Origin of the sequence: Nocardioides sp. GY 10127, assembly GCF_004919085.1 — a bacterium.
Taxonomy (GTDB): domain Bacteria; phylum Actinomycetota; class Actinomycetes; order Propionibacteriales; family Nocardioidaceae; genus Nocardioides.
Window position 1 is genome coordinate 192,685 of sequence record NZ_STGL01000007.1, and the last position, 12,069, is coordinate 204,753.

Here is a 12,069-nt window from a genome sequence, read left to right on the forward strand (position 1 = left end):
GGGGCCGGCGTCGCGCCCTGGCCCGCCGCCCTACGATCGGGGGCCATGACCCGGATCATCGCCGGCCGCGCGGGCGGCCGCTCGCTGGCCACGCCCCGGGGCAGCGCCACCCGGCCCACCAGCGACCGGGTCCGGGAGGCGCTGTTCTCCGCGGTCCAGGCCTGGGCCGGCTCCTTCGACGGCCTGCGGGTGCTCGACCTCTACGCCGGCACCGGGGCGCTCGGGCTCGAGGCGCTCTCGCGGGGCGCGGCCGCCGCGACGCTGGTCGAGCACGACAAGCGCACCGCCGCGCTCGTCGTCCGCAACTCCCGGGACCTGGGGCTGGGGCCCGCGCGCGTGGTGTCCGGCACCGTGCGGACGTTCCTGGCCGGCCCGCCGCCCGCCGAGCCCTTCGACCTGGTGCTCTCCGACCCGCCCTACCCGCTGGCCGACGACGCCGTGGCAGCGGACCTCGCCGCCCTGGCGGTGCCCGGCTGGCTCGCGGACGACGCGCTGGTCGTCGTGGAGCGCTCCGCCCGCTCGGCCTCGCCGACCTGGCCGGAAGGCTTCGCCCCGCGACGCGCCCGCACGTACGGTGAGACCGCCCTGTGGGCCGCCGACTGGCCGGGGGCGGGCCAGGCAGCAGGGGAGGCCGCAGCGGAGGCAGCAGTGGAGGGGGAGCAGTGACGCGCACCGTGGTCGTGCCGGGGTCGTTCGACCCGGTGACGCTGGGGCACCTCGACGTCGTCGAGCGGGCCGCGGCCCTCTTCGAGGACGTGGTGGTGGCCGTGGGGGTCAACGCCTCCAAGAACCGGCTCTTCTCCGCCGAGGAGCGGATCGCGCTGCTCGAGCGGGCCTGCGGGCACCTGCCGGGCGTGCGGGTGCGCGGCTTCTCGGGCCTGGTCACCGACTTCTGCACCGAGATCGGGGCCGGCGCCGTGGTGAAGGGACTGCGCACCGCGCAGGACTACGAGTACGAGCTGCCGATGGCGCACATGAACACCCGCCTCTCGGGGGTCACGACGCTCTTCCTGCCCACGAGCCCAGAGCACGCCTTCGTGTCCTCCTCGCTGGTCAAGGAGGTCGCAGCCCTGGGCGGTGACGCCTCCCCGTTCCTGCCGGACTTCGTCCACGACGCCCTGGCCCGACGGCTCGCCGAGCGTCGGGAGCAGCAGGGCGGCTGAGCCCGCCATCGGTGTCCGGGCACGCCCCGGGACGCAGCAGTTTGGTGGCGCACCCGCCCACGGCTACGATTCTCAGCGATCTGTCGTGCCCGGAAACCGAAAGTGAACTCCTGACCAGCCTGGACCCGAGAGCGCCGCTCGTGCTCGACACTCACGAGCTCGGCCGCCGCCCGGGGTCCCAGCGTGAGGTGTCGCTGACGGTGCCGGCCCCGACAGATCTCGGCATCGAAGTCCTCCGTGTCCCCGAGGGGTCGCCGGTCCAGCTGGACCTGCGTCTCGAGGCGGTCATGGAGGGGGTTCTGGTCACGGGTGAGGTGCGAGCCTCCCTCGACGGCGAGTGCGCACGGTGCCTGGAGCCGATCGACGACGAGATCGACACCGGCTTCCAGGAGCTGTACGTCTACGACGAGCACCGGACCCCCCACGACGAGGACGACGACGTCAGCCGGCTCGAGGGCGACCTGCTCGACCTGGAGCCTCAGTTACGGGACGCGGTCGTGCTTGCACTACCGTTCCAACCCTTGTGCTCGGAGGACTGCGAAGGCCTCTGCCCCGAGTGCGGGGTACGGCTGGCCGACGAGCCGGACCACGGGCACGAGGACCCGATCGACCCGCGATGGGCGGGCCTGACCGGCCTCAAGCAGGACCTGGACGAGAACACCTGACCGGAGCGGGAGACCGCACCGGCAACGACGAGGAGACAACAGTGGCAGTCCCGAAGCGGAAGATGTCGCGCAGCAACACCCGGCACCGTCGCTCGGCCTGGAAGGCCAGCGCCCCGACCCTGGTGACCTGCGCGAACCCCGCCTGCGGTGCCAAGCACCTCCCGCACCGCGCGTGCGGCGAGTGCGGTCAGTACGGCGCCCGCGGCGCTCGCCGCCAGGTCCTCTGACCTAGGTCGCGTCCTGACCGAGGAGCTGGACCACACCGCGCTGCGGGCAGCGCTGGGGAATCCGTCACTGGACCCCCAGCTGCTCGAGCGCGCTCTCACCCACCGCAGCTTCGCCTACGAGAACGGCGGCCTGCCGACCAACGAGCGCCTGGAGTTCCTGGGCGACTCGGTGCTCGGCGTCGTCGTGACCGAGACCCTCTACCGGACCCATCCGGACCTCTCGGAGGGTCGCCTGGCGAAGCTGCGGGCCGCGGTGGTCAACGCGCGTGCCCTCGCCGGCGTCGCGCGGGACATCGACCTCGGACCCCACATCAAGCTGGGCCGGGGCGAGGAGACGACCGGGGGCCGCGAGAAGTCCTCGATCCTCTCCGACACGGTCGAGGCCGTGATCGGTGCCGTGCACCTCTCGGGCGGCTTCGAGTCGTCCGCGGTGGTCGTGCACCTGCTCTTCGACCCGCTGCTGGAGAAGGCGTCCGCCCTGGGCGCCGGTCTCGACTGGAAGACCTCCCTCCAGGAGCTGGCCGCGGAGCGCGAGCTCGGGGTCCCGGAGTACGTCATCGAGGACTCCGGCCCCGACCACATGAAGTCCTTCCGCGCCCAGGTGCGGGTCGGCGACCGTCTCTACGGCGACGGTCAGGGCCGGTCGAAGAAGGAGGCCGAGCAGGCCGCCGCCCAGACCGCCTACACCGAGATCGAGGCTGCCCTCTCCGCGCAGGGCGACGGGGCCGAGAGCGCCTGACGGCGTGCCCGAGCTCCCCGAGGTCGAGGTCGTCCGCGCCGGCCTCGAGCGCCACGTCCTCGGTGGCACCGTCACCGCGGTGGAGGTGCTCCACGAACGCCCCGTCCGTCGTGACCCGCGAGGCCCCGAGGGGTTCGCGGCCGCCCTGGCGGGGCGTCGTCTCGTCTCCGCCCGTCGCCGCGGCAAGTACCTCTGGCTGGGCCTCGACGACGGCGACGCGCTGCTCGCCCACCTCGGCATGAGCGGGCAGCTGCTGGTGCAGCCGCCGGACGCCGCTCGCGAGCGGCACCTCCGGGTCCGGCTGGCCCTCGCCGGGCTCGACCACGGCCGCGAGCTCCGCTTCGTCGACCAGCGGATGTTCGGCGGGCTGCTGGTCTCGGCCGGCGGCGCGGAGCTCCCGCCGGAGATCGCCCACATCGCCCGCGACCCGCTCGACCCCGCGTTCGACGACGACGCCTTCGTCGCCCGGGTGCGGCGCCGCGGCGTCGCGATCAAGCGCCAGCTGCTCGACCAGACCCTCGTCTCCGGGGTCGGCAACATCTACGCGGACGAGGCCCTCTGGCGGGCCCGCGTGCACGGCGAGCGGCCGGGGGACCGGTTGACCCGCGGCCAGGTGGTCGAGCTGCTCGGCCACGCCCGCGACGTCATGAACGACGCGCTCGCCCAGGGCGGGACGTCGTTCGACGCCCTGTACGTGAACGTGAACGGGGAGTCGGGCTACTTCGACCGCTCGCTCAACGCCTACGGCCGCGAGGGCGAGCCGTGCCGCCGGTGCGGCACCCCGGTGCGCCGCGTGGGGTTCATGAACCGGTCGTCCTTCTTCTGCCCCGCCTGCCAGCCCGCGCCCCGGGCCAGACGCACGGCGTGACGCGAGTCCTCGCGGGACGGTGCCCGTGTGCCCTTGGCAGCCCTGAGAGGCCGTCCTAGGTTGCCGACATGGGCTCCGGCGCGCTGCCCCTCTACCTCCACGTAGGACTCCCCAAGAGCGGGACGACCTACCTGCAGGCCGTGCTGGCGCGGCACCGTCCCGACCTGCGCGCGACCGGCGTCGTCTACCCGTACGCGGGGCGCGAGTCGATGTTCAGGGCCGCCGTGGAGGTCCGGGGCCAGCACGCGCGATGGGGCTTCCCCGTCGACGGGCCGAGGGGGGTACAGGGCACGTTCGCCCGCCTGCTGCGGGACGCCCGGAAGGCGTCCGTCGCGGCCGTGATCTCCCACGAGCTCTACGCCGGCGCGACGCCGCAGCAGGTCGCCGCGATCGTCGCCGCGACCGACGCCTTCGAGCTGCACGTGGTCGTGACGATGCGGGACCTGGCGCGACAGGCGGTCGCCTACTGGCAGGAGCAGGTCAAGAACGGTCGCTCCTGGAGCTTCGAGGAGTTCGAGCACCGCGTCCTCGACCGCTTCCTGGCCGGCGAGGACGGCAGCACGACGCTCGCCGAGGAGCGGGAGGCCCGGCTGCTGCGAGGCGGGGCCGGCGGGTACACGGTCGGCGACGGCCGGGGCTTCTGGCGGGCACAGGACCTGGACTCGGTGCTGGACCGCTGGCGGGTCGCGGTCCCCCCGGAGCGGTTGCACCTGGTGACGGTGCCACCCGCCGGTGCGTCCCCCTCCGTGCTGTGGGAGCGGTTCGCCTCGGTCGTCGGCCTCGACCCCTCGAGCGTCCGCGTCGACGAGGTCCCGCGGACGAACTCGTCCCTCGGCGTCGGGCAGATCGCCCTGCTGCGGCGGGTCAACGAGGCCCTCGACGGGCGGATCGGGCAGCCGCACTACTCGCACGTGGTCAAGCGGGGGTTCGCCCAGACGCAGCTGGCCGCGATCGGGGGGCGTCGGCCGGAGGTCCCGCTCCACGTGGCGGAGGCCCTGGACGCGGTGGTCGACCGGTGGGTGGCGCGGATCGAGGCGGAGGGCTACGACGTCGTCGGCGACCTCGCGGACCTGTCCTCGTCGTCGGGGATCGCGGCCGTCGGCTCGCCCGACGACGTGACCGACGCCGAGATGCTCCAGGGGCTGCCGGCGGTCCTCGCGGACCTGCTGGAGCAGATCGCGGTCCTGCGTTCGCAGGGGCCGGGGGAGGACACCCTCCCGGCGGTGCCGCAGGAGCCCGGGCGGGCCGCCGCGCTGTGACGTCAGGTGACCGTGAGGTGACCTGGGGGCGAAACGTCGCCGAAACCGGGGATGGTATGGCGCGCGGGTTTGACCGGCCCCCTTCGGAGTGGGAGTCTTGACGACGGCCCGACAACGGGTCGTCCGCCCTCTCCGGAAGGTCAAGCCCATGGCCAAGGCGCTGATCGGCTACATGAACAGCGACCTGCGTGACGCCCGCCTGGTGTCCGACAACGCGCGCCTGCGTGGCCGCGTCGCCGACCTCGAGGCGCTCGTCGCCCGGCTCACCGCCGAGAACGACCGCCTCGTCGCCGCTCACACCGAGCAGCTCGAGGCCGCCATGCAGGAGATGCAGCCCGCCTGAGCGGACTGACCCACGGCCGCCTCCTCGAGGCGGCCGTTCCTGCACGTCTCGGTAGGTCCTACCGCTACCTCCTGCTCAGCGCCTGGACCACCAACCTCGGGGACGGGCTCGCCCTCGCCGCGGCCCCCCTGCTCGTCGCTCGGCAGACGAGCGACCCCTTCTGGATCTCCGCCGCGGCCGGCGTCCAGTGGCTCGCGCCGCTGCTGCTGGCCCTGCCCGCGGGCGTCCTCACCGACCGCCTCGACCGCCGTCGGCTCTCGCTGGCCGTCAACACGGTCCGCGTCGGCGTCCTGGCGCTCCTGGCCCTGGCCGTCCTGCTGGACTCCGCGCCGGTGGCCGGGGTGCTCGTGTGCCTGTTCCTTCTCGCCTCCGCGGAGACCGTGGCGGACAGCGCCTCGGGCGCGATGACGCCCATGCTGGTGGCGCGCGACGACCTGGCGCTGGCCAACGGGCGGCTGATGGTCGGCTACGTGACGCTGAACCAGCTGGCCGGCCCGCCGCTGGGCGCCGCCCTGTTCGTGCTGGGGGCCCACGTGCCGTTCGCCGCGCAGGCGGTCCTGGTGGCCGCCGGTGCCGCGACGCTCCTGCGCGTCGCCCTGCCCGCGACCACGCGTGAGGCCGCGGGCCCCGCCCGGTCGAGCGGGTGGCGCACCGCCCTCGGCCAGGTCGGCCGCGACGTCGCCGAGGGCTTCACCTGGACGCTGCACCACGCCGCGGTCCGGACCCTCGTCCTGACCCTCCTGGTCTTCAACCTCACCTTCGGGGCGGCCTGGTCCGTGCTCGTCCTCTACGCCACCCAGCGGCTCGGGCTCGGCGAGGTCGGGTACGGCACCGTCACGACCGTCGGGGCGCTCGGGGGACTGGCCGGCACCCTCGCCTACGGCCGGCTCACGGCGGTCCTCTCCCTGGCCTCGCTCATGCGCATCGGCCTGGTGATCGAGACCCTCACCCACCTCGTCCTCGCCGCGACGACGTCGGCGTGGGTGGCCCTGCCGGTCTTCTTCGTCTTCGGTGCTCACGCGTTCGTCTGGGGGACCACCTCGATGACGGTGCGCCAGCGCGCCGTCCCCACCGCGCTCCAGGGTCGGGTCAACGCCGTCAACAGCGTCGGCTGCTTCGCGGGACTGGTCGTGGGGTCCGTCCTGGGTGGGGTGCTTGCCTCGGCGCACGGCGTGACCGCCCCCTTCTGGTTCGCCGGTGTGGGCTCGGCCGTCTTCGTCGTCGCCATCTGGCCGCAGCTGCGGCACATCGACCACGGGGAGCGCGTCGGCCCGGAGGTCGTCGGGGGGTAGACGAGGGCCGGGGTCCGGGGCCGGAACGGGAGTCACGCGCCCGTGGGGCCCGGCCACGCGGCATGATGGCCCCCACGCCCGCCCCCGACCCGACCCAGGAGCCCCGGCTTGTACCTCAAGAGCCTGACCCTCAGGGGCTTCAAGTCGTTCGCGTCCTCCACGACGCTGCAGCTGGAGCCGGGCATCACCTGCATCGTCGGCCCCAACGGCTCCGGCAAGTCCAACGTGGTCGACGCGCTGGCCTGGGTGATGGGGGAGCAGGGAGCCAAGTCGCTGCGCGGCGGCAAGATGGAGGACGTCATCTTCGCCGGCACGTCGGGACGGCCGCCGCTCGGCCGGGCCGAGGTCGTGCTCACCATCGACAACACCGACGGCGCGCTGCCGATCGAGTACACCGAGGTGACGATCAGCCGGACGATGTTCCGCTCCGGCGGCTCCGAGTACGCCATCAACGGGACGGCGTGCCGGCTGCTCGACGTCCAGGAGCTGCTGAGCGACTCCGGCATCGGCCGCGAGATGCACGTCATCGTCGGCCAGGGCCAGCTGGACACGATCCTCCACGCCACCCCCGAGGACCGTCGCGGGTTCATCGAGGAGGCCGCCGGCGTCCTCAAGCACCGCAAGCGCAAGGAGAAGGCGCTGCGGAAGCTGGACGCGTGCGAGGGCAACCTCAACCGCCTCGGCGACCTGATCTCCGAGATCCGTCGGCAGCTCAAGCCGCTGGGCCGCCAGGCCGAGGCGGCGCGCCGGGCCGCCACGGTCCAGGCCGAGGTGCGCGACGCGAAGGCGCGCCTCCTGGCGGACGACCTGGGCAGGGCCCGGGCCGTGCTGGAGAAGGAGCTGGCGGACGAGTCGGTCATCGCCCAGCGGCGGGCCCAGGTCGACCACGACCTCGAGGCCGGGCGCGAGCAGGAGGCGCTGGTCGAGGAAGCGCTGCGGGAGGACCTCCCCGCCCTCTCCGCGGCCCAGCAGACGTGGTTCGACCTCTCCGGCCTGCGCGAGCGCCTGCGCGGCACGGAGTCCCTGGCCCGCGAGCGGCTGCGCAACGCGGCCGGCGCCGGCGACGACGAGCCCTCCCGCGGGCGGGACCCCGAGGAGCTCGAGGCCGAGGCCGTCACGGCCGAGGAGCGCGAGCGGGAGGCCGCCGCGGAGGTCGAGCGGCTGCGCGCGGGGCTCGAGGACGCGCTCACCGCCCGCCGGGCGGCCGAGGACGCGGCCGGCGCGGAGCAGCGCCGCGTGGCCGCCCTCGTCCGCGCGGCCGCGGACCGCCGCGAGGGCCTCGCGCGGCTCACCGGTCAGGTCAACGCCCTGCGCTCCCGCGCCGCCGGCGCCGACGAGGAGGTCGCCCGCCTCGGGCAGGCCCGGGCCGAAGCCCTGCGCCGTGCCGAGGCCGCCCAGCGCGACTTCCACTCCCTGGAGTCCCAGGTCGCCGGCCTCGACGCCGGCGAGGAGGGGCTGGACGCCGAGCACGAGGAGGCGGTCGCCGCCCTCGACGAGGTCACCGAGCAGCTGGCGGGGGTGGCCGAGCGCCTGCGCGCGGCGGACCGCGACAAGCACACCCTCGCCGCCCGCAAGGACGCCCTCGAGCTGAGCCTGGCGCGCAAGGACGGCTCGGGCGCCCTCGTGGCCCCGGACGGCCCCCAGGGCGTCCTCGGCACCCTGGTGGACCTGCTGGACGTGGCGCCCGGCCACGAGGCGGCCGTCGCCGCCGCCCTCGGCGCGGCCGCCGAGGCCGTCGCGGTGAGCGGCACCGACGCGGCGCTGGCGGCGCTGGCCCACCTCGTCGCCGGCGACCACGGGCGGGCGACCCTGGTCCTGGCGGGCGCCCCCGCCGCCGAGGCCCCGCCCCTGCCCGACCTGCCCGCCGCGGCAGTCCCCGCGCTGTCCGTGGTCACGTGCCCCGACGACCTGCGCCCGGCGGTGGAGCGCCTGCTGGGCGGCACCGTCGTGGCCCCCGACCTGGGTACCGCCCGTGACCTGGTGGCCGAGCACCCCGGCCTCGTCGTGGCCACCCGCGAGGGAGACCTCCTCGCCGGCCACCTCGGCGCCGGTGGCTCCACCGGCGGGCCGAGCCTGCTCGAGATCGCGGCGGCGGTCGAGGAGACCGCCGCGCGGCTGGCGGAGGCGGTCGCCGCGGGGGAGCGGGCCACGTTCGAGACCAGCCGGCTCGAGGCGCAGCGCCACGACCTCCAGCAGCGGGTGGACGTCGCCCTGGACCGGCTGCACGAGTCCGACGCCCGGCTGGCGGCGGTGGCCGAGCAGCTCGCCCAGCACGGCTCGGCCATCCGCGCCGCCCAGGGCGAGGCCGAGCGGCTGGCGCAGTCGGTGACCCGGGCCGAGGAGGCCCGCGAGCAGGCGGTCGCCGGCCTGGCCGACCTCGAGCAGCGGCTGGCGGCCGCGGAGGACGTCCCCGAGGAGGAGCCTGACACCGGGGAGCAGGAGCGTCTCGCCGAGGCGGCCCGCGAGGCGCGCCAGGTCGAGATGGACGCCCGCCTGGCGCTGCGCACCGCGGAGGAGCGGGCCCGCGCCGTCCACGGCCGTGCCGACGGCCTGCGGCGTGCCGCGGCCAAGGAGCGCGACGCCCGCGCTCGCGCCGCGGAGCGTCGGGAGCGGCTGCGCCGGGAGGCCCGTGCGGCCGAGGGCGTGCTGGCCGGTGTCGGCTGGGTGCTGCTCGCGCTCGAGCGGTCGGTGGAGACCGCCGCCGCCCGCCGCAGCGGCATCGAGCAGGCCCGGGCCGGCCGCGAGCAGCAGCTGCGCGAGGTCCGCGCCCGGCTGCGCGACCTCACCCAGCAGCAGGCCGAGCTGGTGGCCGGCGCCCACCGCGACGAGCTGGCCCGGACCCAGCAGCGCATGCACATCGAGCAGCTCGAGAACCGGGCGGTGGAGGAGCTCGGGGTCGAGCCGGACACGCTCGTGGCCGAGTACGGCCCCGACCAGCCGGTCCCCGTCCTGCGCGCGCCCGGTGAGGGCTCGGCCGCGGGGGAGGAGCCGGACGAGGACGCGGCCCCCGAGACCGTCCCCTACGTTCGCGAGGAGCAGGCCAAGCGCCTGCGCTCCGCCGAGCGGGCCCTGGCCCAGCTGGGCAAGGTGAACCCGCTGGCGCTCGAGGAGTTCGCCGCCCTGGAGGAGCGGCACCGGTTCCTCGTCGAGCAGCTGGAGGACCTGCGCAAGACCCGCAAGGACCTGCTGGACATCGTGGCCGACGTCGACACCCGGGTCGAGCAGGTCTTCACCGAGGCCTACGCCGACGTGGAGAAGGCCTTCGACGCCACGTTCGCCCGTCTCTTCCCGGGCGGCGAGGGCCGGCTCGTGCTCACCGACCCCTCCGACATGCTCACCACCGGGGTCGAGGTCGAGGCCCGGCCGCCCGGCAAGAAGGTCAAGCGACTCTCGCTGCTCTCCGGCGGCGAGCGCTCGCTCGTGGCGGTGGCGTTCCTCGTGGCGCTGTTCAAGGCGCGACCCTCCCCGTTCTACATCCTCGACGAGGTCGAGGCGGCCCTGGACGACACCAACCTCGGTCGGCTGCTCCAGATCTACGAGGAGCTGCGCGAGTCCTCCCAGCTGCTGGTCATCACCCACCAGAAGCGGACGATGGAGGTCGGCGACGCCCTCTACGGGGTGACGATGCGCGGCGACGGCGTCTCCACGGTGATCAGCCAGAGGCTGCGTGAGGACGCCTCGGTCTGACGGCCTCGGCGTCCGCGGCGGGCTGGGACCCCGGGGCCGGATGTGACGAATGTGACGTTCGCTGCACCCGCCGCGCGAGGCCCCCTGGGACCACCCTCGCGGATCTGGGGATCACCGCGGGCGCGTGGCAGTCTCGGGGACAGCGTCCCCCTGCTCGTCCTCTCGGAAGTGATCTCCTGTGCTCAGCGTCCTCGTCTCCATGACCGTGATCGTGTGCCTCGCCGTCGGCATCCTGTTCTACGTCGCCTACCCGCACCAGGGCCGTGAGCTCGAGCAGGCCTCCGGCCTCAGCAAGCGCCTCATCGACGCGGCCTTCCGCGTCCCGGTGCTGCGCGACGGCGACGTCGAGGCCGACCCGCTCGTCTTCCACGACGAGTCGGACGCCGCACCGGCCCGCTCCGCCGTCGAGCAGCAGGACGTCGAGCCGGACGTCGAGCAGGGTGCCCAGGAGCACGCGGTCTCGTCGCGGGGCTGACCAGCGCACCAGCAGCACCCAGCACGCACGCACCGCAGCGCCGGCCGGACGGGAAGCCCCCGCCCCGGTCGGCGCTGTCGCGTTCCACCCCCGCCCACCCCTGATGGTTGGATGACGCCATGAGCACGCTCGCCCTCCTGATCCTCCTCGTCGCCGTGGTCGGCGTGGCCCTGATCGGCCTCGTCATCGGCCTGGTCGTCGCCCGCCGCAAGCCGGCGCCGCTGCCCGAGAGCCACTCCGAGCGGCTGGTCCCGCCCCCCGCGGGGCTCGAGGAGGTCGAGCCGACGGAGGCGGAGGCCGTCGAGCCCGAGGACGTCCCGGGGGTCGCCCCGGAGACCGAGCCCGAGCCCGAGCCGGCCCTGGACCGCCCGGAGGCCCCGGCCTCCCGCCTGGTCCGCCTGCGCCAGCGCCTGGCCGGCTCGCAGAGCGCGCTCGGCCGTGGCCTGCTGGCGCTGCTCTCCCGCGACTCCCTCGACGAGGACACGTGGGAGTCGATCGAGGACACCCTGCTCACCGCCGACATCGGGGTCGCGGCGACCACCGAGCTCGTCGAGAAGCTGCGCACCCGTCTGCGGGTCGAGGGCGGCGGCGACGCGCGGACGGTGCTGCGCGAGGAGCTGGTCGCGCTGATCGGCGCCGACACCGACCGGTCGCTGGCCGTCTCCGGCGCGGGGGACACCCCGGGCGTCGTCCTCGTCGTCGGCGTCAACGGCGCCGGGAAGACCACCACCGTCGGCAAGATCGCCCGCATCCTCGTCGCCCAGGAGCGCACCGTGGTGCTGGGCGCGGCCGACACGTTCCGTGCGGCCGCGGCCGAGCAGCTCACGACCTGGGGCGACCGGGTGGGCGTCCCCGTCGTGCGGGGCGAGGAGGGGGCCGACCCGGCCAGCGTGGCCTACCGCGCGGTCGACGCCGGCGCCGAGCAGGGCGTCGACACGGTGCTCGTGGACACGGCCGGCCGTCTGCAGAACAAGAAGGGGCTCATGGACGAGCTCGGCAAGGTCAAGCGGGTGGTCGAGAAGAAGGCGCCGGTGACCGAGACGCTGCTCGTCCTCGACGCGACCACGGGCCAGAACGGCCTCGTCCAGGCGCGCGTCTTCGCGGAGGCCGTGGACGTCACCGGCATCGTGCTCACCAAGCTCGACGGGTCCGCGAAGGGCGGCATCGTCGTGGCGGTGCAGCGCGAGCTCGGCGTCCCCGTGAAGCTGGTGGGCCTCGGCGAGGGGCCCGACGACCTGGCCCCGTTCGACGCGGGCGCCTTCGTCGACGCCCTCCTGGGCTGACGGGGAACGCCGGCGCTTCCCCCAGATGAGGGGACCCACACGTCCACCTGAGATCGTTCAGCCACTTG

The 12,069-nt window shown here is 74.8% G+C and carries 12 protein-coding genes; all 12 read left to right on the plus strand.

Annotation, left to right across the window (positions count from 1 at the left end; genetic code table 11):
• Nucleotides 1-45: 45 nt before the first annotated feature.
• Complete coding sequence (rsmD, locus tag E8D37_RS13315; protein WP_136570261.1) at nt 46-666, plus strand: 16S rRNA (guanine(966)-N(2))-methyltransferase RsmD; 621 nt, start codon at nt 46-48, stop codon at nt 664-666.
• On the plus strand, nt 663-1,163 hold the full coding sequence (gene coaD, locus E8D37_RS13320) for a pantetheine-phosphate adenylyltransferase (RefSeq protein ID WP_136570262.1): 501 nt from the start codon (nt 663-665) through the stop codon (nt 1,161-1,163). The genes rsmD and coaD overlap by 4 nt, the downstream gene beginning before the upstream one ends.
• A 110-nt stretch (nt 1,164-1,273) precedes the next feature.
• On the plus strand, nt 1,274-1,828 hold the full coding sequence (locus E8D37_RS13325) for a YceD family protein (RefSeq protein WP_136570533.1): 555 nt from the start codon (nt 1,274-1,276) through the stop codon (nt 1,826-1,828).
• A gap of 41 nt (nt 1,829-1,869) precedes the next feature.
• Nucleotides 1,870-2,055, plus strand: a complete 186-nt coding sequence (gene rpmF / locus E8D37_RS13330; protein ID WP_136570263.1) for a 50S ribosomal protein L32 — start codon at nt 1,870-1,872, stop codon at nt 2,053-2,055.
• Nucleotides 1,976-2,794 (plus strand): ribonuclease III, encoded by an 819-nt coding sequence (rnc, locus tag E8D37_RS13335; RefSeq protein ID WP_240770416.1) that lies wholly within the window; start codon nt 1,976-1,978, stop codon nt 2,792-2,794. Before rpmF ends, rnc begins: the two co-directional genes overlap by 80 nt.
• Before the next feature lie 4 nt (nt 2,795-2,798).
• Nucleotides 2,799-3,662, plus strand: a complete 864-nt coding sequence (mutM, locus tag E8D37_RS13340) for a bifunctional DNA-formamidopyrimidine glycosylase/DNA-(apurinic or apyrimidinic site) lyase (RefSeq protein WP_136570264.1) — start codon at nt 2,799-2,801, stop codon at nt 3,660-3,662.
• A gap of 68 nt (nt 3,663-3,730) precedes the next feature.
• Nucleotides 3,731-4,921, plus strand: a complete 1,191-nt coding sequence (locus E8D37_RS13345) for a sulfotransferase (protein WP_136570265.1) — start codon at nt 3,731-3,733, stop codon at nt 4,919-4,921.
• A gap of 148 nt (nt 4,922-5,069) precedes the next feature.
• Nucleotides 5,070-5,264, plus strand: coding sequence for a hypothetical protein (locus E8D37_RS13350; protein WP_136570266.1), 195 nt, complete (start codon nt 5,070-5,072; stop codon nt 5,262-5,264).
• Nucleotides 5,265-5,335: 71 nt separating this feature from the next.
• The gene (locus E8D37_RS13355; protein ID WP_240770458.1) at nt 5,336-6,556 is read left to right on the plus strand and encodes an MFS transporter; all 1,221 of its coding nucleotides are present in this window, start codon (nt 5,336-5,338) and stop codon (nt 6,554-6,556) included.
• 108 nt (nt 6,557-6,664) lie between these two features.
• Nucleotides 6,665-10,243, plus strand: coding sequence for a chromosome segregation protein SMC (gene smc, locus E8D37_RS13360; RefSeq protein ID WP_136570268.1), 3,579 nt, complete (start codon nt 6,665-6,667; stop codon nt 10,241-10,243).
• A 199-nt stretch (nt 10,244-10,442) separates the two neighbouring features.
• Nucleotides 10,443-10,718, plus strand: coding sequence for a hypothetical protein (locus tag E8D37_RS13365; RefSeq protein WP_136570269.1), 276 nt, complete (start codon nt 10,443-10,445; stop codon nt 10,716-10,718).
• A gap of 119 nt (nt 10,719-10,837) precedes the next feature.
• Nucleotides 10,838-12,001, plus strand: coding sequence for a signal recognition particle-docking protein FtsY (ftsY, locus tag E8D37_RS13370; protein ID WP_136570270.1), 1,164 nt, complete (start codon nt 10,838-10,840; stop codon nt 11,999-12,001).
• Nucleotides 12,002-12,069: the final 68 nt, after the last annotated feature.